Below are 24,478 nucleotides of genomic sequence, written 5' to 3' on the forward strand. Positions count from 1 at the left end.
CCGCTCGATTGGGACAGGCAAGCCTTCGAGGCCGAGCGCAAAATGGATTCTAAAAAACACCTTGCCAAATAGGAGCGCCACACATGGTCGAGGACGTTCTGAAAACTAAGCCCGGCCCCGCCGGACAGGCCACACTACTCGCAGAGCAGCTTAGCGATCTGGACGGCGTTGGTCGCCGCGCCCTTACGGATTTGGTCGCCGCAGCACCAGAAGGTAATACCGCGCGTGGCCTCGGGGTTCGAGATGTCGCGACGCACGCGACCGACCCAGATCAGGTCCTGGTCGGACGTATCCATCGGCATGGGGAAGCGATCGTGCGCATCCTCGGCGCTCATATCGTCAACCAGCTTCACGCCCGGAGCGGCAGCCAGCGCAGCACGGGCCTCTTCCACCGTGATGTCGCGCTCAAACTCGAGCGTAATGCTCTCGGAGTGCGAACGCAGCACAGGGACGCGCACGCAGGTGCAGTTCACGCGCAGCTCGGGCAGATGCATGATCTTACGGCCCTCGTTCTGCAGTTTCATCTCCTCGGAGGTAAAGCCCTCCTCCTTGACGCCGCCAATCTGCGGAATCAGGTTGCTCGCCAGCTGGGCGGCAAACGCGCGCGGCTCGGGAATCTCCTCGCCACGGCCCAGGGCGGCCAGCTGAGCCTCGAGCTCGGCCATACCGGGCGCGCCAGCGCCCGAAGCTGCCTGATACGTGGACACGATCATACGCTTCACGCCGGCAAGCTGGTGCAGCGGCCAGGTGGGAACCAGGCCGATAATGGTCGCGCAGTTGGGGTTGGCGATAAGGCCGTGATGCCATTTGATATCGTCGGCATTGATCTCGGGCACGACCAGCGGCACCTCGGGATCCATGCGGAAGGCGTGGCTGTTGTCGACCACGACGGCTCCGCGCTTGACGGCCTCGGGCAGCAGCTCCTTAGCGATATCGTCGCCGGCAGCGCCGAGCACGATGTCGCAGCCCTCAAAGGCCTCGGGGCAAGCCTCTTCGATCACGATTTGCTCGCCGCGGAACTCAACGGTCTTGCCCGCGGAGCGTGCGCTTGCCAACAGCTTGAGCTTGCCGACCGGGAACTCCTGCTCGTTGAGGCACTCGAGCATCTGGGTGCCCACGGCTCCCGTCGCGCCCAAAATAGCAACCGTGTACTGTTTCATGCTTCCCCCTTTAAAGGTTGTGGCTTTTGCCCGCACGCCGAGCAGGCCGATTATTGTTGCCAGTTTATACAAGAACGGGGCGGGCACGAAACCCGCCCCGTCGAAACGAAACCGAAACGAAACGCCCCGCCGTAGATTTTGAGGCAACTCCCAAAAATCTAGCGAGATAGCAGCTACTTGTGGAGCGCAGCCAGAGCGGGATCGACCGGCGCGGAAGCCTCCAGGTCGGAGACCTTCACAATGCCGTTCTCATCGGAGAAGGCACGGTAAATGGTCCGAATCGCTAGGTCGAAGTCCTTCTCCTCGACACCGATGATGATGTTGATCTCGTCGCAGCTCTGCGAAATCATACGCACGCTCACGCCGGCCTGGCCAAGCATGCCAAACAGATGGCCCGAGATACCTGCGCGGCCGCGCAGGTTACGACCGACGGTAGCGATAAGCGCCAGACCCTCAACGACCTCGATCTCGAGCGGCTCGACCTCCTGCTGGATGTCGCCCACAAGCGAGTACAGCGAATCGTGCACATCCTGCTCCTGCACCACGGCGCCAAAGCGGTCGACGCCGGTGGGCATATGCTCGACGGAAACGTCATAGCGCTCGAAGACCGAAAGCGCACGGCGCATAAAGCCAACGCGGGGCTTGGTGCGGTCGCGGGCCACGTTGATGGCGACAAAACCGCGCTTGCCGGTCACGCCGGTAATGATGGGCTCTGCCTCGCCCTCGTCAGCCGTCTCGCTAATGATGGTGCCGGGGTCCTGTGGCGCATTGGTGTTCTTGATGACCAGCGGAATGCCGGCCTCGCGCACGGGGAACACGGCCTCCTCGTGCAGGACACTCGCACCCATGTACGAAAGCTCGCGCAGCTCCTCGTAGGTAACGCGGGCGATGGGCTGAGCCTCGGGAACAATACGCGGATCGGCAGAATAGAAGCCCGAGACGTCGGTCCAGTTCTCATACAGATCGGCGCCCAGGCACTTAGCCAAGATCGAGCCCGAGATATCGCCGCCGCCACGATCGAGCAGCTTGATCTGGCCCTCACGCGTCGCGCCGTAGAAACCGGGCATAACAAAGCCGCCCTGCTGACCGTACTCCTGCACCAACTCGGAGGTACGATTCATGCTGAGCGTACCGTCGTGATGGAACGCCACAACCGTCGCGGCGTCCAGGAACGGTAAGCCCAGGTACTCGGCCATCAGGCGGGCGGTAAAGTACTCGCCACGGCTCACAAGCTCCTCGGTGGAGTAGCCGCCCGAGCGGGCGCGCTCGGCAAAGGCCGCGAACTTCTCACGGATGGGATAGGTGAGCTCCAGCTCGTCGGCAATATCAAAGTAGCGCTGGCCGATGTCCTCGAGCAGCTCCTCGCACGACACGTGGTACTTAACGTGCGCGTTAACTAGGTAGAGCAGGTCGGTCACCTTGGTGTCGCCCTTAAAGCGGCGACCGCAGGCGGAAACCACCACAAAACGGCGAGCCGGGTCGGCATCGACGATGGCCTTGATCTTCTTAAAGTGTTCGGCGTCGGCGACCGACGAGCCGCCAAACTTGGCAATCTTAATCATGGGCTGGGGGTTACCTTTCTAAAAAGCCTCTGCGAACCTATTTTGCGCGCTCTGATACCATGGTTTCACCGATTGGGACCAAGGCATCCGAGGAGCAGTGTTATATGGGAACTTATCATAGTACACGAGGACGCACTTTATCGTGCTCAAGTAAGGTGGCAATCCGCACCGGCATCGCTCCCGACGGGGGTCTGTTTGTCTCGGACGAGCTCGGCACCCAGCAGGTCGATATCAGCTCGCTTGCAGATAAATCGTACTTTGAAATCGCTCAAGATGTGTTGGGAATGTTACTGAATGATTACACGACCGAAGAAATTTCGGCGTGTGTCGACGAGGCATACCGCGGCACGTTCGCGAGTGAAGAGGTTACGCCGCTCGTCAAACTCGACGCTGCGCCGGGCGCTGACGCCCCTCAGACCTATGTGATGGAGCTCTTTGGCGGCCCCACGAGCGCCTTTAAGGACGTCGCCCTGCAGATGCTCCCCCGCTTGATGGCCCGCACTTCCGCCAAGGACGGCGGCGCCGAGCGCATCATGATCGTCACCGCCACGTCGGGCGACACCGGCAAGGCCGCACTTGCCGGTTTTGCCGACGCCCCGGGCACGGGCATTACCGTCTTTTATCCCGAGGGCAAGGTCAGCCGCGTGCAGAATCTGCAGATGTCCACGCAGGAGGGCGGCAACGTCGCCGTCTGCGGCATCCGCGGCAACTTCGACGACGCCCAGAGCGCCGTCAAGCGCATCTTTGCCGATAAGGAGCTGGCCGAGCGCCTTGAAGCCGCCGGCACGGTGCTTTCGAGCGCCAACTCCATCAACGTCGGGCGCCTGGTGCCGCAGGTCGTCTACTACTTTGCCGCCTATGCGCAGCTGCTGCGCGCCGGTGCCATCGAGGCCGGCAATGCCGTGGAGTTCTGCGTGCCGACCGGCAACTTTGGCGATATCCTGGCCGGCTACTACGCCAAGCGCATGGGTCTGCCCGTTGCCAAGCTCATCGTCGCGAGCGACAAGAACAACGTTCTGGCTGACTTCCTGACCACCGGCGTCTACGACCGCAACCGTCCGTTCTTCACGACCATCTCGCCGTCGATGGACATCCTCATCAGCTCCAACCTGGAGCGCATGCTGTACTTCCTGTCCGATGGCGACTGCGAGCTCGTTGCCGGCCTTATGGAGCAGCTGGCACAGACTGGTCGCTATGAGGTTCCCGCCGACCTGCTGGCAAAGATTCAGAGCGTGTTTGGCTGCGGCTGGGCCAGCGAGGACGAGGTCCGCGCCGCCATCAAGAGCTGCTGGGACGCCAACGGCTACGTGATCGACCCGCACACCGCCTGCGGCTATCACGTCTTTGAGCAGGTCGCCCCCGCCGAGGGCGCTAAGGCCCGCGTGCTGCTTTCGACCGCCAGCCCCTACAAGTTCCCACGCGCCTGCTGCGACGCCCTGGGCCTCGACGTTCCCGAGGATGATTTTGAGGCCATGCGTGTACTCGAGCAGGCCACCAACACGGTCGCCCCGACCCAGCTCGCCGAGCTCGAGTCCAAACCCGTCCGCTTCGAAGACGTCTGCGACGTAGCCGACATGGCCAACTACGTAGAGTCTGCAGCAAAAAAGATGGCTACCAACTAAACCCCATATAAGGCGCCGGCGAAAGCCGGCGCACCTTCTTTTATCAGATACCTACCGGGATGATGACGAACGTGCATAGCGTGCCTGGCTGTTTAGTTCGTCGCGAGTTCCGCACGCAAAGGAAAGCACTTAATGTGCTTTCCGTCTTGCGCAGGACTGCCCGAGCAGCGAACTAAACAGCCAGGCACGCCAGGAGGACTCACATGATCAAGATCACCGTCCCAGCAACAAGCGCCAACTTGGGCATTGGCTACGATACCCTCGGCATGGCCGTCAGCCTCTACTCGCACTTTACCTTTGAGCGCGCCGACAAGCTCACCATCACGGGCTGCCCCGAAGAGTTCCAAAACGAGAATAACCTGGTCTATGTAAGCTTTGTCGATGCTCTGGCCGCCTGGGGCGAGCCGGCTTTTCCCGTTGCCATCGACATCCAGACCGACGTGCCCGTCGCCCGCGGCCTGGGCTCCAGCTCCACCTGCGTCGTCGCCGGCATTATGGCCGCCGCCGCACTGACAGGCCACACCGTCGACCGCGCCGAGCTGGTTCGCATCGCCACCGAGGTCGAGGGCCATCCCGATAACGTCGCCCCCGCTATCCTGGGCGGCGCCGTCTGCTCCTTTACGCCGACCGATTCGCTCCCCCAGTGCCTGCGCTACGAGGTGAGCGATCGCCTGCGTTTTATTACCGTGATTCCGCCCTACGAGGTACACACGAGCGAGGCGCGCAAGGTCGTGCCGCAGGAGATTCCGCTCTCCACCGCCGTGTGGCAGATGGGCCGCATCGCCGGTATGACGCGCGGCTTGGAGACCGGTGACCTCAACCTGATTGCCGCCGCCAATGACGACCGCATTCAGGAGCCCTATCGTCGCCGCCTGATTCCCGACTACAACGCCGTGCGCGACACCTGCCTTAACGGCGGCGCTAAGACCATCTGGATTAGCGGCTCGGGCTCGACCCTCATGGCTGTGACCGACGACACCATCGTGGCAAAGTTCCTGCAGGTCAAGCTGCGCGAGCAGTTCCCTAAGTGTGATACGCATATTCTGACGTGCGACACGGAAGGCGCTCAAATCGAGTACCTGTAGACATCGCCGATCGGTCTGTCCGGGCCACCCAGGGGCATCCCCTTAAAAACGTCCTCGCACTTGAGGCCCACTTATCCTGCTCCTTCGGAGCTGCGGATAAGCGGGCCTCGTGCTGCGGAATGTTTTTAAGGGGATGCCCCTGGGTGGCCCTATGGCAACGTAGCTAGCGATGTCTACAGGGACCCACGCTTTGAAGGGGCGCCAGGCTGAAATCATGGCCTTTTATTGATAGGGGCTCTTGCTAGGCTGGGGCACTTATTAGAGGCAGGCTTCGGCGATGCGGCGCTTGAGTTCGTCGATGCCGGTACCGGTCTGGGAGCTTGTGATGATCACGTTCTCGGCCGGGACGTTGAGCTGCTTTTTGATGGCTGCTGCTTGGCGGGCCTGCTGGGTGCGGCTGAGTTTGTCGGCCTTGGTGAGGCAGACGATAAAGTTGAACTCGTTGCCCTGTAGGTAGTCGATCATGTCGTGGTCGAGCTTGCTGGGGTCGTGACGAATGTCCACCAACGAGACGACCAAGTTAAAGCTGCGCTCGGAGTCGAAAAAGTCGCCGATAAGCTCGGCCCAGCGGTCGCGCTCGGCCTTGGAGCGACGGGCGAAACCGTAACCCGGCAGGTCCACGAAATGCACGTCATCGGCCTCAAAGAAGTTGATGTTGCTCGTCTTGCCCGGCGTACTGGAAACCTTGACCAGGTTCTTGCGGCCAAAGAGCTTGTTCATGATGGACGACTTGCCCACGTTGGAGCGGCCGACAAAGCTCACCTCGGGGCAGGTGGACTCGGGGATCTGCGAAACCTTGCCGTAGCTGGCGACGAACTTGGCAAGCTGATAGTTAATGGAATCGGCCATGGACACTCCTTGGTCGTAGGTTCTTACAAATAGACGCGCTATTGCGCAGCGGCAATGCGGCGGACGATATCGAGCGTAATGTCACTTGCGACACGCGCGTACTCGAACAGATCGAACTCTCGCTCGCAAATTGCATCGTACGCCTCGTCACAATTATCGCTGATAGCGCGCAACACCAGGCAATCGACACCATTTTTGGTTGCGACATGGGCAATTGCCGCGCCCTCCATGCCGACACAATCGGCATGCGTCGCCTCGATAGCGTCGTTGCGCATGGCGGCGCCCGTCACAAAACGGTTACCCGTGGCAATCGTGCCGACCAGGAACTGCTTGTTGCCCTCATTCGAAGCGACTGCATTTGTCGAAGCGTCAACAAACCCACGCTCAGCAAGCACGTCGGCGGCAATATCGACCAGCGCGGGCGTCGAGCCAAACTCCTCGAGCCCCGGTGCGGACTCGGCGATAAGCGCGGTATCGGTATCCAGATAGCGTAGGCGTTTGCCAATGACCACGTCGTCGATATGGAGCTTGGGGTTCAAACCGCCCGCAATGCCCGAAAACACAACAGCCTGCGGAGCATACTTGCTAATGAGGTGCTGTGTTGCAGCGGCGGCGTTCACCGTGCCCATGCCCGCCGTTGTGGCGACAACTGTCAGGCCGTCGAGCTCACCGCTCACAACGGTCAAGCCTGCCTCCCGTGCCTCGCAAACGTCGCTCAGCTCTTCCTTAATCTGCATGATCTCTTTTTCGAGCGCACCGATAATCGCGATGGTAGCCATACCATTCCCCAAACCTATACGAAATTCTCAACCAAGGTATGGTACCAGCATTTTGTTTGACCTCGTCAAACGAACACGCTAAGCCAGTGCAGCTCGCGTATCAAACAGAGCCTTTGCAATCGCGGCCGTAACCTCGCTCGAGCGGTCGCTCCACGGCATCGATGTCATGATACCCATGACATAGGTACAGCCATCGATGTCGATAAGGCCCGCATCGCATGTCGAGTAGTAACCATCCTCGCTAATCCAGCCTGCCTTGTTGCGCACCAAAACCTGCTCGTCCGCAATGCCATCGCGAATAAACGAGCGCGATGTTGATGCCAGAAGGCCCGACAGCCACTGTGAAGTCTCGGTATCCATGCTCAGATACTCGCTCATCTCGCGCCATAACCTCGCAGAAGTGCGCGGGCAGTAGGTCGGAAAATCACTCATCGGATTCAGTGCCGTTTCGTCATCAACACCCAGATTGGCAATCCAATCCTCATAGCCATCATGGTCAAACGCCGCGCGTAACGCGATAAACGAATCGTTGTCTGAGTTGGCGACGGCATTCTCGATAAGGTCGCGCACCGTCTGCCAGCCCATGCTGCAACCACCATACGTGGCTAAAGGCCCATCGAGCGACACCCGCCCCGATTCGACCAACGTCTCGCAAATATAGAGCGCATACAGCGCTTTGTAGCTGCTCGCTCCATACACCTCGACATCGGCGTTATACGTCACGCCCCTACCGCTCGATAGGTCGTAGAACACTACACCCACGTCGCCCAGCTCCTGCGCCCGACACAGGGCATCCTGGAGCGAGGCAAGGCTCTCATCCTCCAAGGCAGGAGTCTTGTTATCCACCAACGAGAAGGTCCGAACGGTATCACCCGAAGGGATATCGTTGAAGTCCGCCTTCGAAAGTCTCGTCTTGAGATCTGCCGTCGACAGAGCTTGATCTGCCGACGCTTTGAACTTTGAAACCTTCTCGTTTTGCAGCTGTACCGTTGACGCATCTGGGCGCACCGTTCGCTCCGAGGCGTAGGTTTTAACGGTAATTCCGAGGATAATAACCGCCGACGTTAGCATCCCAATGGCGGCAATCTTCCTCACGCGGATGCGAGCGCCGGCAAGGCCACGCGAAGACGTGCCCTTCGTCTTATATCTGCTGCCATGCTGCGGCACATACTCGTCCCGCGATGCGATGTTTCGCACGTGGTCTCCTGACTGCCACCGTTTATATACGAGCAGTATGATACCGAGCAGGCATTTCTTTCCAAAGATATTCAGCGGCGTTTAAGGTGTCTTTAAAGAAACCACAAGCGTATTTATCCAAATGGCACGATTCTGTTGCGCATCTCACCGCAACCCAGAGAGCAGTCTTTTAAGGACGGGGCTCTTTGGCAATCAACTTGGTGCCCAGGGGCGCTCATTTAAGTCTGTCCCCAATGAGTGCCTTTGGGGCGCAAAAATGGCACGCTAGCCGATGGCGTTTTTTAGCTCCGCACGGCGCTCTTTCATGCCGGCCATAACGGCATTGCGCAGCTCGGGCATACGCGCGGTATCCATCTGGGGCACGCCCTCGAGCTTATAGGGAATGCCCAGTTGCTCGTACTTGACGACACCCATCGTGTGATACGGCAGCATTTCCAGGCCCACCACGTTGTGCCATGGAGCGATGAGGCGACCGAGCTTCTCGCACTCCTCCACCGTGTCGGTAATGCCCGGCACCACCACGTGGCGGATAACGACCTTGATCTTGCGACGTGCAAGCTCATCGCCAAACGCCAGGATGCGTGCGGGATCACAACCGGTCAGCTTTTTATGCTCAGCCGGATCGGCATGCTTGATGTCGAGCAGCACCATGTCGGTCTCGTTGAGAACGGCATCGAACTTCTCGGGGTGGTTGGGATCGAACGCATAGCCGCAGCTGTCCAAGCAGGTATGCACACGACCATCGGGGTTGTTGTGCATTGCACGGAACAGGTCGGCCAAAAACTCGGGCTGCAGAAGCGGCTCGCCGCCCGAAACCGTAATTCCGCCGCTGCGATAGAACTCGTGGTTACTCTGGAACTCATCCATGAGGTGCTCGACGGTCACCATCGTGCCGCCGTTGACCGACCAGGTATCGGGATTGTGGCAATACGCGCAGCGCATGGGACAGCCCTGAACAAACACCACAAAGCGGATGCCGGGTCCGTCGACCGTTCCCATCGTCTCGATTGAATGCACGCGGCCAAGGGCAAACGCAGAGTCCTCGGGACGAGCGTCCACACCCTCAAGCGTCATTTCTGCCATTCGCGCTACCTTGCCTCTCCTTGGATGCAACCAATTAAAATGCCAGAGCCATTCTAGCCCATACGCATGATGGTGAAATGGTTTAGCGGTCAATTGGGCTGTTCTATTTGACCCAACGCAAGAGCGGCGGGAGGGTTATCGCAACCCGCCCGCCGCCGTGGCAATAGAAATCGATAGACGCCAGGCCTTACGCCTTGAGCGTGAGCACCGCACCGAAGGCGGTCGGGCCGCAATGGCTCGAGATGACACCGCCGACCTGAGTCCAGGTAACGTCTTTAAAGCCCAGGTCGTGCGCATAGACTTCCATGTCGTCGCGCAGCTCCTGGGAAAGGCCTACCGAATACGCCAGGCCAATGTGCGAGTAGTCAATCTCGCCCTTCGCAACCATGTGGTCAATAAAGGCGCGGGCGCACTTGAGCATAGAGCCGCGGAACTTCTTGGTCGCCACAAACTTACCGCCCGTCACCTCAATGCAGGGCTTAATCTTGAGCAGGTGGGCGCCAAGGAATGCCACGTTGGACAGACGACCTCCCGCCTTAAGGAAGGCTAGGTCGGTAGGAACAAAGCCCAGCAGCACACGGTCCATCACCGAATTGGTGAAGGCGAAAATTTCGTCGACGGTGGCATCGGGGTGAGCCTCGATGTATTTGGCGGTCTCGACGGCAACGAGCGACTGGCCCACCGAGACAAAACGCGTATCCATGGAGAATACGTAGTCGCGGCCCTTAGCCGCAATCTTGGAGGACTGATGCGAGCAAGTCGTGACTTCGGAGTACGCAAGATGCAGAATGGTCGCATCGGGCTGCTCGGCATGGATACGGTCATACACGTGAGCAAAATCCGCAGGCGCGCAGCCACTGGTCTTGGGCATTACGCCAAACTCGTTGCAGCGCGAGTAAATCTCGAGCGGATCGATGGAGCCGTCCTCGACGGTCTCGTCACCAATCGTGACATGCATAGGCACGCGCACGATGCCGTAGCGCTCGCAGAGCTCCGGCGTCACATCCGACCCAGACTCGACCACGATTACGTACTTGCCCATTATTATCACGACCCATCTCGACATTGGCTTTTCAATACATGGCACGCGCCGCCGCACTGTTGCACAACGGCGGCAGAGCGCCAAAGAGACGCCGCCCCTTGCACACAACAAAGGACAGCGTCTCCCTGGAAAACTCCGTGCTTATCTGAGATTCTACACGGTTTATTAATAGGTGTTACTTACTCCGCAAACGGTAGCTATACGCGATAAACGGTAGTTCGCTGCGGCAACTGCAACACATTCCGCCCAGCAAGTCCAATCGTGCTCCACGCACGGTTAATGCGCGAGGCGGTAGAACTCCATCGACGCCGCACCTTCGGCATGCAACCCCATCGCCGGAACCGCCGGCGAATAGGTACGGCTCGTAAGTGCCGCCTCGCCGCCATTTGCAAAAATCTCGACCATCGTAGTGTCCGAAAGCACGCGCAGGTCGCGAAGCTCGCTGAGCTCGATCGACCTTTGGTCGCGCCCATAGCCTTCGTCACCCATGTCGAGGGTAAGCATCCCGTCCGCATAACGTACAAAGACACCCTTGCGAATTTCGAGCTCGACCATCTTGGCGCCCTCGCAGGAAACCACAAGATCAAACAGGCGGCCCGGCTCCTCGACGGTCTCTCCGCCTACAGTACGAACGCAGCCGCCGCGCATCCTCTCAATCTCGTACGCCGGCTGCTGGCAGAGCTTACCATCGCGTATGCTCAGCTCTCGCGGCACCGTCAACGCGCACTGCCACCCGCGCGCCACCGTCGGGTTTTCTGCCGTCGCGTCGGGGCAACCCGACCATCCGATCATCAAACGCCGGCCTGCAGCATCCTCAAAGGACTGCGGAGCATAGAAATCAAAACCGGCATCGACCATCGGGGGCATGCCCTGCCTGACGATTTTAAAGCTCGGCGCCTCCCAATCGGCCTCGATGGAGAACCACACGCACTGATGTGGATTGCGGTAACGCCAACCATCGGCAGGCACACCCTGCGGACAGCAAACGAGAATAAGCTCACCATCGAGCTCAAACAGATCGGGGCACTCCCACATAAAGCCAAGCTTCTCGCCCAGCTCAATGCGCGTCGCATAGCTCCAGACCTCTAGATCGCGCGAGGTATAGACAAGCACGCAGCCGCGATCGTCTTTCGTACGAGCGCCCAGAACCATGTAGTAGATACCGTCGTGTTCAAGGATCTTGGGGTCGCGCACATGCGTACCGATATCGTCGGGGTAATCGACTGGTCCAACAGCCATGCGCTTCTCGCCCAATTCGTCGGGGTTCTCGGCAACCATATGAATCTGGTTTTGCTCACGGCCCGTCAACACGTAGTCGTAATCATCGCGGTCAAAATGCTTGACGTTGCCGGTATAGAAGTAGTGAATCTTGCCATCACGTACAAAGGCAGAACCAGAATACGCTCCGCTCGAATCCAAATCGGAATCGGGGAACAGCACGGGGCCGTGATTCTCGTACGTCACAAAATCCTTTGTCGTCAGATGGTTCCAAAGCACTGGACCGCCATGCGCAGCATCGAACGGATCGTATTGATGATAGATGTGATACGTATCACCAATCTGAACCAAACCGTTGGGGTCGTTGAGCCAGCCAAGCTCAGGCTCCACATGGAACAGGAGCCTATCGGGGTCAGACGCGATGCGACCCGCCGTCTCATCCTGTCCGGCACGCCACTGCTCATAGTCCGCGCGTGTCACCTTATTGTTTTGATTAAACATCGCCATTGACCTTCTCGTCTATAGGGAAGGACGCCCGACTCACACGAGCCGAACGCCCTTCCTCAAATGGACTTATCCGCACATTACACTGAATGGCTCAACTAGAAGCTGACATCGAAGCCTGCGCCAGCGCCCTCTTCATCGGTGGTTGGAACGCCCTTTGCCTTGTTGTAGGCAAAGATCAAGACGATCGGCACGATAAAGGCGATGAGATTGCCAGCCACATACCACACGAGAGTCTCGGGCGTAACGATGAGCAGGCCAAGCACACCGGTCAGACCCTGACCGATAGCGCGCACCTCAAAGAACTTCACGAAGGCACCGCCGCAGCCTGCACCGATGCATGCGCAGATGAACGGAATGATCGAATAGCGCATGTTTGCAGCAAAGATAGCAGGCTCGGAGATACCGACCAGCGTCGGGATAAAGGACGACATGCAAATGTTGCGCTCTTTGGAATGCTTCTTGTGAATGAGGTACATGCCGATGGCGCCGCCGCCCTGGGCAATGATGGAAACCGACCAGATGGCCTGGATGTAGTTGAAGCCGGTCGTGGCAACGAGGTTGGCCTCGATACCCTGGATGAACTGATGCGTACCGGTAACGACGAGCGGCTGCAGGAACGCGGCGAAGACAAAGGCACCAAAGACGCCCATCCTGTTGTACAGGATATCGATTACGCCGGCGAGGACATCGCCGATCAGGTTGCCGAGCGGGCCGAACACGGTGAACAGGGCGACGTTAGCAAGAATCAGGGTAACGGTCGGGACAAAGACGAACGAAACGACCTCGGGGATGTACTTCTGGGCAATCTTTTCGACCTTGGCCATAAACCAGGCAGTCAGGATTGCAGGGAATACGCCGCCCTGGAAAGCAACCATGGGAATGGAGAGCGGACCAAAGTTCCAGTACTCAGCACCCGTCGGGTCCATAACGAACGTGTTGCGGTTCATAAGGCTCGGGTGAACCATGACGATACCGACGAGGATGCCCAGGATCGGGTTACCGCCAAAACGCTTGACTGCGCTGTACATAACCAGGACAGGCAGGTAGTCGAACGTGGTGGCGATAATGGCAAAGAAGCTTGCGAGGTTCTTGAGGAACTCGCTGTGATCGGCGAGGCTGCCTTCCATGCCAAAGAGGCCGTTGGCAACGATCAGCGACTTAAGGCCGATGATGATAGCAGCGCCGACGAAAGCGGGAATGATGGGGATAAAGATGTCCGAGAATACCTTGAGGACCGAGAAGAACTTGCCCTTCTTGTCCGCCTCGGCGCCCTTGACCTCGGAAGCGCTGATCTCCTTAACGCCCGTCAGAGCCATAAACTCATCGTAAACCTTGTTGACGGTACCGGTACCGAAGATGATCATGAGCTGGCCGCTGTTGTACAGCACGCCCTTGACGCCATCGATGTTCTCGAGCTCGGCCTTGTTGTATTTGCTCGTATCCTTGAGCACCAGACGCAGACGGGTCACGCAATGCGTGGCGCCCTCGATGTTCTCCAGTCCGCCGACGTTGTCGACGACTTGCTGGGACACTGCCTTGTAGTCCATGTTCCTCTCCATTCCTTTTCTAAATCATAAAACGGTTCGTTGCCGCTACAGAGACGCGATCGTTGCGTTTGCGCACTTGAGCGCACCGTCGGTGACGGTAAGCGCCACACCCTGGCCCTGCTTGTTGCAGAAGCGAGCGTTGAGCGCAACGTCATCGACAAAGATGGTCGCGATGTCGTCGTCGACGACCAGACGCACATGGTGAGTGCCCTCGCCCTTAAAGAACAACGGACGCTCGAGGCCCATGTTGTTGACCTGGAACCACGGGTACTGGGGAGCCGGCGTGAACTCGAGCTTGCCCTCGCGCAGGTTGGCGCGGAACTCATAGGCAAGACCGGTCTCGGCGTCCTCGGCGAACTTGACCGAGAAGCCGGCAGCGTTACCGCCGAGCTCAATGTCGGCATCGAGCAAGTAGGTGGAGCCGGCATCTGCGGCGAGCACCTGCTCGACCTTGCCCGACTCGCAGGAAAGCTCAAAGGTCTCGACTGCCTTAGCCTCGCCAAAGGCGCCAAGCATGCTGTCGGGGAGCTTGGTGCCGAGCGTTCCGTCGGCACGCTGAACGATCTCGAGGGGCATAAAAGTGCCACCCCACAGGTAAGAGCTGGGGTCACCGCCCTCGTCACGCGTAGGAACCCAACCAAAGAGAACGCGGCGCTCGCCATCGAATGCGGTGCGAGCGGCGTAGTACGCGCGGCCGTCGAAGGAGTCGTCAGCGGGGGTAATCCAAGGACCGTTGATGGACTTGGACATGCGGTAACGGGTCTTGTTGCCGTCGCTGTACTCGGAAAAGACGAGGTACCACCAGTCGCCCATCTTAAAGAGATCAGGCATCTCGAACATGGTGTACAGGCCCGGGTTCCACCAGTCGCCCTGGAACTCCCAGTTGGTCAGGTCCTTGGAGGTGAACTTGACCAGACGACCGGTCATCAGACGCTTGTCCTCGCCCACACGTGTGCCGAGGATGAGCATGTACTCTTCGTTCTCCTCATCCCAAAGCACAAAGGGATCGCGCCAGTTGCGGTCGTCGTAGCCCTCCTGGGGCGGAAGCAGCGTCTCGGCGATGTTCTTCTCCCACTTGACGGCGTCGTCGCTCGTTGCGTGAAGAAGAACCTGCTTCATCAAACGTGCGCGGACCTTATCGCGATTGCAACCAGTGTAGAGCGCATGGTACTTGTCGCCCACCTTAAACACCGTGCCGGCATAAATGTACTGGTCGACTTCCTCGTCGCCGCCACGCTCAAGGCTCTCGCCAAAGTCCTTGTAGTTGACGAAATCCTTGGTCGTAGCGAGTGCCCAGCCAAACGGCTCTCCGAAAGGTTCGGGGTTACGCGTGTCACGCTGATGATAGAGATAGAACGTGCCGTCCTCGCCGTACGGCATGATGTCGCCTACCCAAATTCCCTCAGGCTGGTAATACACCTTGTGCATCCGAGACTTCCTTTCCACGACATGCTAACTCGGTACAATGGCAAGATATGTCAATCGTTTTCATATGTCAAACGTTTTCATATCAATACGTCTTTTCGCAGTTCCAGTCGTCGGTAAACGGTTGACATATGCCGGCGAACGGTCATCAGAGGCGTTTGAGGAATTCTTTTCGCACGGGATGAACTACGCGGTTTTGCCCTCAATGAGTTCAACGGGGAGCTTGATATTCGATTCGGGATTATCGCCGTTAATAAGAGCGATGATGGATTGCGCCGCGAGCTCTCCGATGCGATCGATATCTTGACGTACGGTTGTTAAGTCAGGCATAAACGTCATAGTTCGGCGGGCACCATCCGCGCCCACGACCTTAATATCGTCTGGAGCGCTCAAGCCACGCTGCTTCATCACGTTGAGACAGATGGCCGCCATCGTATCGTCTCCCGCAAAGATGCCGTCAATATCGGGGTTCTCATCGAGGATCTTCGCAACGACCGCGCCCTTTTCGTCGTCGGGCTTAACGAACTCAACCTCACGGACAAGCGCGGATAAACCGGCCTGCTCAACAACATCGAGGTAGGCATCGGTACGCTTATTGGCAGGCATGCACATGCGGCTATTGCTGCGCAGGCACAGGATACGCCTGCAGCCGTCATCAATCAGACGGCGCGTGGCGAGCTCGCCAATGCCATAGCTGTCACTTGCAATCTGGACAGAGCCCTCGCCAAGATCGCAGTCGATGCCAACCAGGCTCAAGCCCATCTCGGCATATGCCTCGGCACCGATATTGAGGGAGTTGACGATGACGCCGTCGACCATATTGCGGCGGAGCATGTCAATATAGGAACGCTCAAGATCGGGTCGATTGGCGCTGTTGCACAGCAACATCTTAAAGCCGTTTTCCGCTAACGTGCGCTCGACCGCCTGCACAACCTGAGCATGGAACGGGCTGCTCACAAAGGGAACGATCATACCGATAAGATTCAGGCGACCGTTGAGCATGGCACGGGCGATATCGTTGGGCGTATAGTTGATGCGCTCCATCGCGGCATGGACCTTATCGCGGGTCTCTTGGCTAATATAGCCACGATTATTAAGCACACGAGATACCGTAGTAGGCGAAACCCCCGCCACCGCCGCAACTTCCTTGATGCCAGGCTTAGCCGTATCCTTAGAACGAGCACTCTCGCGAGCCATAGCACCCTCCCCCATCAACATGTCATACGTTTACATACGAACAAAGCATACCCCAACAACAGCGGGAAGACGGTAACAGCACAAGTAAGTAAACGACTCATCCAAATAATTAGGAGAGTTCCGCCTAAAGGGTGACTCCAAAGGACCCCACATGGCCGGTTTTGGGTTATTTTCCAAAACATCCCGCAGGACGCAAAGAGGCTCCGCCGCGCAACGCGCGCAGCGGAGCCTCTTTGCATGTCCGAGGACGTTTTGGGAAATAACCCAAAACCGGCCCCAGTAATCCTACAGGAGTTGAACCCTTTAGAACTTGTCGTGGAAGGTACGCGAAATGACCTCGTCCTGCTGCTCCTTGGTGAGCGTGTGGAAGTTCACGGCATAGCCGGAAACGCGGATGGTCAGCTGCGGGTACTTCTCGGGGTGAGCCTGAGCGTCGAGCAACGTCTCACGGTTGAAGACGTTGATGTTCAGGTGGTGGCCACCCTTCTCGGCGTAAGCGTCGAGCATGTGGACCAGGTTATCGGCCTGAGTCTCGGAAACTTCAGAAACCTTCATAATGTGTCTCCTTCGATTAATAGGCGCCGGCCGAAACCGGCGCGCTAATCAGTAATCGTTATTGTTAGTATAGCACTAACAATAGTTACTCGCCCAGCTGATCAAGGTCGATATCGCCAAAGAACACCTGGTCCTCCTTGCCGAGCGCACTCGGGATGATGGAGAAGGTGTTGGAGATGCCGTCCTGAGCATCGCGGAACGGGAGCTTGGAAACCGAAGACAGCGAAGCGATGGCGCCGTGGCTATCGCGCTTGTGCATGGGGTTAGCACCCGGGGCGAACGGCTGGCCAGCCTTGCGGCCGTCGGGCGTGGAGCCGGTCTTCTTACCGTACACGACGTTGGAGGTAATGGTCAGAACCGAGGTCGTAGGCACGGAGTTGCGGTAGGTATCGTTCATGCGGATGTACTCCATGAACTGGTGCACAACGTCGTGAGCGATCTGGTCGACGCGGTCGTCGTCGTTACCGTACTTGGGGAACTCGCCCTCGGTCTCGAAGTCGACGATGATGCCGTTCTCGTCACGGACGGGGTGGACCTTGGCGTACTTGATGGCGGACAGGGAGTCAGCCACGACGGAAAGGCCAGCGATGCCCGTAGCGAACCAGCGGTGCACGTGCTTGTCGTGCAGAGCCATCTGGATGCGCTCGTAGCAGTACTTGTCGTGCATGTAGTGAATGATGTTCAGCGAGTTGACGTACACGCCAGCGAGCCACTTCATCATGTCGTTGTACTTGGCCACAACGTCGTCGTAATCGAGCGTATCGCCCTCGACGGCGCGGTACTTGGGGCCGACCTGCTTCTTGGAGACCTCGTCAACACCGCCGTTAAGTGCGTAGAGCAGGCACTTGGCCAGGTTGGCGCGGGCACCGAAGAACTGCATCTCCTTGCCAATGCGCATGGAGGACACGCAGCAGGCGATGCCGTAGTCGTCGCCGTGGTAAACGCGCATGAGGTCGTCGTTCTCGTACTGGATCGAGGAGCTGGCGACAGAAGTCTTGGCGCAGAACTTCTTGAAGTTCTCGGGCAGACGGGTCGACCACAGAACGGTCATGTTGGGCTCGGGGCTGGTGCCCATGTTCTCGAGCGTGTGCAGGTAGCGGTAGCTCATCTTGGTAACGAGCGTACGGCCGTCAACACCCATGCCGCCGATGGACTCGGTGACCCACTGCGGGTCGCCGGTGAACAGGGCCTGGTACTCGGGGGTACGGGCAAACTTGACCATGCGGAGCTTCATGATGAAGTGATCCACGAACTCCTGGATCTGCTCCTCGGTGAAGGTACCGTTGGCAAGGTCGCGCTCAGCGTAGATGTCAATGAACGTAGAGGTACGGCCGATGGACATAGCAGCGCCGTTCTGCTCCTTGACGGCAGCGAGGTAGGCGAAGTACATCCACTGGATGGCCTCCTGCGTGTTGGTAGCAGGGTTGGAAATATCGAAACCATAGGTCTCGGCCATCATCTTGAGCTCGCCGAGGGCGCGGATCTGCTCCTGCAGCTCCTCACGATCGCGGATGTTGTCGGCGGTCATGACCGTCGGGGTGGAAGCCTTCTGGGCCTCCTTGTCCTTGATCAGGTAGTCGACGCCGTACAGGGCAACACGACGATAGTCGCCGATGATGCGGCCGCGGCCATAGCCATCGGGCAGACCGGTGATGATGTGGGCCGAACGGCAGGCGCGCATCTCGGGGGTGTAGACATCGAAGACGCCGGCGTTGTGGGTCTTGCGCTCGAAGGTGTAGCGCTCGACAACGTTCTCGTCGACCTTGTAGCCGTGCTGGCTGGCGGCCTGGCAAGCGATGCGGATACCACCGTTGACGTGCAGAGCGCGCTTGAGCGGCTTGTCGGTCTGGAGGCCGACGATGGTCTCCTTCTCGCGGTGGGCGTTATCGATGTAGCCAGCGGGGTGGCTCACGATACCCGTGACGGTCTTGGTGTCCATATCGAGGACACCGCCCTGCTCGCGCTCCTTAAGCAGCAGGTCGAGAACCTCGCCCCACAGCTCCTTGGTACGCTCGGTCGGGCCGGCGAGGAACGACTCGTCGCCCTCGTAGGGGGTGTAGTTCTTCTGGATGAAGTCTCGGACGTCAACCTCTCCCGTCCAGATGCCTTCCTTGAAGCCTTCCCATGCCTCCTGCATTGTGTAACCACGCTCCTAGTTACGTGTAATGCGGCGCTCTCTCACACCGCTGCTTATTGAATTCTTGAATTATCGGCTTGCACTACCGGCTTCTTCCGTTCTTCACCACACGTTGGTACAGGGAAAAACGTTTGTCCACCTTGGAACTGCAACCCAAAACCCAAGATTTCACCCGTTTGAGAAGGATAACATAGCTACCCCCTTCATCAGGGCTGTTATATGTTTCTTTTTTTATACCATTAGAGCGTTTTTAACAAATCCGCAGGAAATGCGAGCGCGAACAACTACCGTTCACCGATTTGTTTGGTATTTTTCCTTGCCTTTGTACGACGTTCACTCTAGCTGTTATGCCAGCTTTAGCATGGTAAAGTGCCTCTGAGTAGGCTTTGGGGCATGCCTAACGATCTGCCCCAAACTTTACTGGCACCGACGGTGTACGGAGGTCGCCTAAAGGTAGTTTTCTAGGCATGTCCCAAAATCTACCGTATAGGGCGCGCGTGCAAGGGTATCATCTTTTACCGAAAATAGTTTCTAGTGTTAGGGGTTTTTGGTGGAAGATACCGATTTCCATGAGCTTGGGCGTCAGCTCCTTACCGAGTTTGGCGGCATTCACCAGCGCGTTTCGCGCTTTGTGGACAAAGCTCTCAGCGGCGAGATGGCTGTCATGCGCGCCCTTATGCTCGCTGGCGGTTCGCTCACGCCGAGCGAGCTCGCTGATCGCGCCTGGGTCTCGAATGCCCGCATTGCCAATATCCTACGCGCTCTCGAAGCCAAGGGCTGGGTTGAGCGTGAGCACTCAAAGACCGACCGTCGTCGCGTACACGTCATAGTGACCGACAAGGGATTCCAGGATCTCGAAATCAAACGCCGGGAATTCGAGGACCGCACCGCGGCTTTCCTCGAGCAGCTCGGCGAAACAGATACCCAAGAGATGGTACGCCTTCTTAGACGTGCCAACGAAATTATCGACCACAATCAAGAAAGGAGAGATGCCGAGTGAGGATTCTCAAGCTCTTTAAAAAGCATATCCTGGCACTGTTCACAGCTATCGTACTCATCGTAATCAGCTGCAACGCCGACCTGGCACTGCCTACCTATATGAGCGATATCGTCGACGTGGGCGTGCAGCAAGGCGGTATCGCCTCGCCCGTGCCCGACACCATTCGCGCCGAATCGCTCGACGACCTCGAACTCTTTATGAGCGCCAAGGACGCCAAAACTGTGGAGGCCGTGTTTAGCAATGCGGACAATAACGGCATTCGAACGTACAAGGGCACCGAGGAGGAGCGCGCCGACGGCGGCAAGATTGCCGACATCATGAGCCTGCCCGAGACCGTCGTGCTCGCCTTCAACCAGGGCATCGACGCCGACTCCATGGGCGACATGACCGGCGCATCCACCGAGGCAAGCGATGGCGGCGCCGCCCAGGCCATGCCCACCCCCGAGCAGATGGCGGCGATGACGCCCGAGCAGCTCGCCGAGATGCAGCAGAAGGTCGCAGCGGCGCAGAACATGCAAAAGCAGATTGATGCCGATGGCGGTAAGATCACCATGAAGAGCCTGCGCCTAGGCGTTGAAGGCGGTCTTATCGATCAGGGCAAGCTCGTCGAGGGCGCCAACGATATGGCAGACAAAATGGGCTCCATGTCGGGCTCCATCGTCACCCAGCGCGCCGTGAGCTATGTACAGGACGAGTACAAGGCACAGGGCATCGACCCCGCCGACGTGCAAAACGCCTACCTGGGCCGCATGGCGACCACGATGTTTGGGCTGTGCCTGGTGTCGCTCGTCGCCACCATCCTGACCGGTGCCGTGGCTTCGCGCACCGCCTGCTCCATCGCCCGCGACCTGCGCCGCGAGACCTTCAATAAGGTTATGCACTTCTCGCCGGCCGAGGTGGGCAAATTTAGCCAGGCCTCGCTCATTACCCGCTGCACCAACGACATTCAGCAGATTCAGATGGCCGCAACTCTGTTTATCCGCATGTGCCTGATGGCCCCCGTCATGGGCATCGTCGCCGTCATGCGCGTCCTGGCCAACCACACCGGCCTTGAGTGGACCATCGCTGTGGCCATCATCGCGGTTTCGGCCGTCGTCGGCGTGCTCATGGGCCTCACCATGCCCAAGTTCAAAAAGATGCAGAGCTTTGTTGACCGCGTGAACCTTACCGCCCGTGAGCTGCTCGACGGCCTTATGCCCATCCGCTCATTCAACCGCGAGGAGCATGAGCTCGAGCGTTTTGACAAGGCGTCGCTCGACCTGATGACCACGCAGCTCTACACCAACCGCGCCATGAGCTTTATGATGCCACTCATGATGCTCGTCATGAACTGCATCACCGTACTTATCGTCTGGTTTGGCGCGCAGGGCGTGTCCGACGGCGTGATGCAGGTCGGCAACATGATGGCGTTTATCTCCTACACCATGCAGATCGTCATGGCGTTTATGATCCTCACCATGGTGTCGGTCATTCTGCCCCGTGCCGAGGTCGCAGCCGAGCGCGTGGAAGAGGTCATCACCTGCCCCACGAGCATCAACGACCCTGCCTCGCCCAAACTGCCTGCTGCCAGCGCGCCGCGCGGTGAGCTCACCTTCCGTGACGTAAGCTTCCAGTATCCCGACGCCCGCGCCGATGTCATCAGCGGCGTGAACTTCACCACACATGCCGGTCAGATGCTCGGCATCATTGGCTCCACGGGCTCGGGCAAGTCCACGCTCGTGCAGTTGATTCCGCGCCTGTACGACGTCACGGGCGGCAGCATTTCGCTTGACGGCGTCGACGTGCGTGACATGACTCTCTCCGAGCTGCGTCGCCGCATTGGTTACATCCCGCAGCAGGGGCGCCTGTTCTCGGGCACTGTCGAGAGCAACCTCAAGTTTGCCGGCGACATGGTGAGCGATGATGACATGCACCAAGCAGCGCGCATCGCACAAGCCGAGGACTTTATCGCCGAGCGCGAGGGCGGCTACGACTCCCCCATCAGCCAGGGAGGCTCCAATGTCTCGGGCGGTCAGCGCCAGCGCTTGGCCATCGCCCGCGCATTGGCCAAAAAGCCCGAGGTCGTGGTGTTCGATGACTCGTTTAGCGCCCTCGACTACAAGACCGACGCGCGCCTGCGCGAGGAGCTGGCCAAAAACGTTACCGACGCCGCACTCGTGGTCGTGGCCCAGCGCATCGCGACCATCATGCACGCCGACCAGATCATCGTGCTCGATGACGGCCACGTAGTGGGCACCGGCACGCACGAGGAGCTGCTACGCAGCTGCCCGGCGTACCTGGAGATCGCACAGTCGCAGCTTTCCGCCGAGGAGCTGGGGCTTACCCAAAAAGAAATTGCAGCCGTCATGGAAGGAGGCGAGCGCTAATGGCAGACGAGACCAAGACTCAGATTCCCAAGCCCACCCGCCAGCGTGGTCCCATGGGCCGCATGGGCGGCATGCGTCGTGGCGAAAAGGCCAAGGACTTTAAGGGCACCATGAGGCAGCTGCTCGGCTATATCGGCCAGCACAAGATTGCCGTGTTTGCCGCCGTCGCCTTTGCCGTGTGCTCGGTCATCTTTAACATTGTGGGGCCCAAGGTGCTCGGTCAGGTTACCACCAAACTGTTCGAGGGCTTAGTTGCCAAGGTCAACGGCACCGGCGATGTCGACTTTGCCTGGATTGCCAAGACGCTCGGCTTTTTGCTCTGCCTGTATCTGGCGAGCTCTGTCTGCAGCCTCATCCAGGGCTGGCTCATGACCGGCGTCACGCAAAAGATCTGCTATCGCATGCGCAAGGAGATCGCCGCCAAGATCGCCGTCGTTCCGATGAGCTACTTTAACGGACACAGCAAGGGCGACGTGCTCAGTCGCATCACCAACGACGTCGATACGCTCGGCCAGTCGCTCAACCAGAGCGTGACGCAGCTCATCACGTCGGTGACGCAGATTATCGGCGTGCTCGTCATGATGCTGTCGATCAGCCTGCCGCTCACCGGCGTCACCGTGCTCACGCTGCCGGCCGCCGCGATTATCCTGACCGTGATGATTCACTTCTCGCAACCGTACTTCCGCGAGCAACAGCAAGTCCTGGGCGCCGTCAACGGCATTATCGAGGAGGACTTTGCCGGCCAGAACGTCATCCAGGTGTTCGACCGCGCCGAGGCCTCAATCGAGGAGTTCGACCGTCAAAACGACCGCCTCTTTATTAGTGGCTGGCGCTCGCAGTTCCTGTCGGGCCTGATGATGCCGCTTATGAGCTTGGTGGGCAACATGGGCTACGTGGGCGTCGTCGTGGTAGGCGCGCAGCTCGCGCTGACCGGCAATGCCACGCCCGGCGACATCCAGAGCTTTATCCAGTACGTTCGCAACTTTACGCAGCCGGTGCAGCAGCTGGGCAACGTGAGCAATACGATGCAGTCGATGGCCGCCGCCACCGAGCGCGTGTTTGAGTTCCTGGCCGCGCCCGAGGAGGAACAGAAAGCTGACGCGCAGATTCCCGAGAAGCGCCCCGGCCACGTGGAGTTTGACCACGTCAAGTTTGGCTACACGCCCGACAAGACCATCATCCACGACTTTAGCTGCGAGGCGCAGCCCGGCCAGACCATCGCCATCGTCGGCCCCACCGGCGCCGGCAAGACCACGCTCATTAAGCTGCTGCAGCGCTTCTACGACGTGGACGGCGGTTCGCTGCGCGTCGAGGGCGTCGACGTGCGCGACTGGGACCGCGCGGCGCTGCGCGGCGAGTTTGCCATGGTGCTGCAGGACACCTGGCTGTTTAACGGCACCATCCGCGAGAACATCCGCTACGGACGCCCCGATGCGACCGACGCCGAGGTCGAGGCCGCCGCACGCGCCGCACGCTGCGACCACTTTATCCATACGCTCGCCGGCGGTTACGACTTTATGATCAACGAGGAGGGCACTAACCTCTCACAGGGCCAGCGCCAGCTCGTGACCATCGCCCGCGCCATTTTGGCCGACCGCCCGGCACTGATTCTGGACGAGGCGACCTCCAACGTTGACACTCGTACCGAGGAGCTTATTCAGCGTGCCATGGATGCGCTAATGCAGGGCCGCACGAGCTTTGTCATCGCGCACCGCCTGTCCACGATCCGCAACGCCGACGTGATCCTGGTGATCCGCGACGGCGACATCGTCGAAAAGGGCACGCACGACGAGCTGCTCGCCCAGGGCGGCTTCTACGCCGACCTGTACAACTCGCAGTTCGACGAGGCGGCATAGATACGGCCGCAGAGAAATGATGACGCCCGAGAACGGGGGCGCAGGACAACCTGCGCCCCCGTTTTGTGTCCTTCGAGCCTCGAAACGCTTTTCCTGAGACCTCATTGACGGCGCTTTCCAGACCCCGTGGGCAAAAAAGGGCAAATATGAGTACTGTTACCTTTTTAGTAACAGCCAAAACAGCCCCAAATGCCGTTTTCACAGCTTACACGCGGGTAGCGCGCAGAGATGTGGTGTAAGAGGCGGGGCATGCCCCGCCTCTTCTCTTTCTTGAAAGGGAGGGGACACCGC

The 24,478-nt window shown here is 58.9% G+C and carries 18 protein-coding genes; 5 read left to right on the plus strand and 13 right to left on the minus strand.

The features are described 5' to 3' along the window. Positions 1-134: 134 nt before the first annotated feature. Together ABHR75_RS07290 and ABHR75_RS07295 are read right to left on the minus strand one after the other, a co-directional pair. Complete coding sequence (locus ABHR75_RS07290; protein ID WP_138374600.1) at positions 135-1,160, minus strand: aspartate-semialdehyde dehydrogenase; 1,026 nt, start codon at positions 1,158-1,160, stop codon at positions 135-137. A gap of 173 nt (positions 1,161-1,333) precedes the next feature. After that, positions 1,334-2,722, minus strand: coding sequence for an aspartate kinase (locus ABHR75_RS07295; RefSeq protein ID WP_346963984.1), 1,389 nt, complete (start codon positions 2,720-2,722; stop codon positions 1,334-1,336). 104 nt (positions 2,723-2,826) lie between these two features. Between ABHR75_RS07295 and thrC the strand changes: the two genes are divergently transcribed. Then, positions 2,827-4,344, plus strand: coding sequence for a threonine synthase (thrC, locus tag ABHR75_RS07300; RefSeq protein WP_195245871.1), 1,518 nt, complete (start codon positions 2,827-2,829; stop codon positions 4,342-4,344). A 203-nt stretch (positions 4,345-4,547) separates the two neighbouring features. Further along, positions 4,548-5,429 (plus strand): homoserine kinase, encoded by an 882-nt coding sequence (thrB, locus tag ABHR75_RS07305; protein WP_138374602.1) that lies wholly within the window; start codon positions 4,548-4,550, stop codon positions 5,427-5,429. Positions 5,430-5,687: 258 nt separating this feature from the next. On the opposite strand, the gene yihA is transcribed toward thrB, so the two are convergent. From yihA to pflB, 11 genes are all read right to left on the minus strand, one after another. Next, the gene (gene yihA, locus ABHR75_RS07310) at positions 5,688-6,278 is read right to left on the minus strand and encodes a ribosome biogenesis GTP-binding protein YihA/YsxC (protein ID WP_055252447.1); all 591 of its coding nucleotides are present in this window, start codon (positions 6,276-6,278) and stop codon (positions 5,688-5,690) included. A 38-nt stretch (positions 6,279-6,316) separates the two neighbouring features. After that, the gene (gene mtnN / locus ABHR75_RS07315; RefSeq protein ID WP_346963985.1) at positions 6,317-7,057 is read right to left on the minus strand and encodes a 5'-methylthioadenosine/S-adenosylhomocysteine nucleosidase; all 741 of its coding nucleotides are present in this window, start codon (positions 7,055-7,057) and stop codon (positions 6,317-6,319) included. A gap of 78 nt (positions 7,058-7,135) precedes the next feature. Next, positions 7,136-8,254, minus strand: coding sequence for a serine hydrolase (locus tag ABHR75_RS07320; protein ID WP_346963986.1), 1,119 nt, complete (start codon positions 8,252-8,254; stop codon positions 7,136-7,138). A gap of 264 nt (positions 8,255-8,518) precedes the next feature. Then, on the minus strand, positions 8,519-9,337 hold the full coding sequence (gene pflA, locus ABHR75_RS07325; RefSeq protein WP_346963987.1) for a pyruvate formate-lyase-activating protein: 819 nt from the start codon (positions 9,335-9,337) through the stop codon (positions 8,519-8,521). Positions 9,338-9,524: 187 nt separating this feature from the next. Further along, positions 9,525-10,379 carry a DegV family protein gene (locus ABHR75_RS07330; protein WP_346963988.1) on the minus strand — a complete coding sequence of 285 codons (855 nt, stop codon included), beginning with the start codon at positions 10,377-10,379 and terminating at the stop codon, positions 9,525-9,527. Between the two features lie 276 nt (positions 10,380-10,655). Then, positions 10,656-12,098 (minus strand): glycoside hydrolase family 32 protein, encoded by a 1,443-nt coding sequence (locus ABHR75_RS07335; RefSeq protein ID WP_346963989.1) that lies wholly within the window; start codon positions 12,096-12,098, stop codon positions 10,656-10,658. A 101-nt stretch (positions 12,099-12,199) separates the two neighbouring features. Further along, the gene (locus ABHR75_RS07340; RefSeq protein ID WP_346963990.1) at positions 12,200-13,651 is read right to left on the minus strand and encodes a PTS transporter subunit EIIC; all 1,452 of its coding nucleotides are present in this window, start codon (positions 13,649-13,651) and stop codon (positions 12,200-12,202) included. Positions 13,652-13,696: 45 nt separating this feature from the next. Continuing rightward, on the minus strand, positions 13,697-15,079 hold the full coding sequence (locus tag ABHR75_RS07345; RefSeq protein WP_035137642.1) for a family 43 glycosylhydrolase: 1,383 nt from the start codon (positions 15,077-15,079) through the stop codon (positions 13,697-13,699). A gap of 183 nt (positions 15,080-15,262) precedes the next feature. Beyond that, entirely contained in the window at positions 15,263-16,273 is a 1,011-nt protein-coding gene (locus ABHR75_RS07350; RefSeq protein ID WP_346963991.1) for a LacI family DNA-binding transcriptional regulator, read from the minus strand. 303 nt (positions 16,274-16,576) lie between these two features. After that, complete coding sequence (gene grcA3, locus ABHR75_RS07355; RefSeq protein WP_117583521.1) at positions 16,577-16,828, minus strand: autonomous glycyl radical cofactor GrcA3; 252 nt, start codon at positions 16,826-16,828, stop codon at positions 16,577-16,579. A gap of 85 nt (positions 16,829-16,913) precedes the next feature. After that, the gene (pflB, locus tag ABHR75_RS07360; protein WP_055310750.1) at positions 16,914-18,965 is read right to left on the minus strand and encodes a formate C-acetyltransferase; all 2,052 of its coding nucleotides are present in this window, start codon (positions 18,963-18,965) and stop codon (positions 16,914-16,916) included. 550 nt (positions 18,966-19,515) lie between these two features. On the opposite strand from pflB, the gene ABHR75_RS07365 reads away from it, so the two are divergent. From ABHR75_RS07365 to ABHR75_RS07375, 3 genes are read left to right on the plus strand one after another with little or no spacing between them, the layout of a single operon-like run. After that, a complete protein-coding gene (locus ABHR75_RS07365; protein ID WP_271761294.1) occupies positions 19,516-19,965 on the plus strand; it encodes a MarR family winged helix-turn-helix transcriptional regulator in 450 nt (149 codons plus the stop codon). Beyond that, the gene (locus tag ABHR75_RS07370; protein WP_346963992.1) at positions 19,962-22,331 is read left to right on the plus strand and encodes an ABC transporter ATP-binding protein; all 2,370 of its coding nucleotides are present in this window, start codon (positions 19,962-19,964) and stop codon (positions 22,329-22,331) included. The genes ABHR75_RS07365 and ABHR75_RS07370 overlap by 4 nt, the downstream gene beginning before the upstream one ends. Beyond that, positions 22,331-24,187 (plus strand): ABC transporter ATP-binding protein, encoded by a 1,857-nt coding sequence (locus tag ABHR75_RS07375; RefSeq protein WP_117855785.1) that lies wholly within the window; start codon positions 22,331-22,333, stop codon positions 24,185-24,187. Before ABHR75_RS07370 ends, ABHR75_RS07375 begins: the two co-directional genes overlap by 1 nt. Positions 24,188-24,478 lie beyond the last annotated feature (291 nt).

Source organism: Collinsella aerofaciens (genome assembly GCF_039752955.1).
Lineage (GTDB): Bacteria > Actinomycetota > Coriobacteriia > Coriobacteriales > Coriobacteriaceae > Collinsella > Collinsella aerofaciens_BI.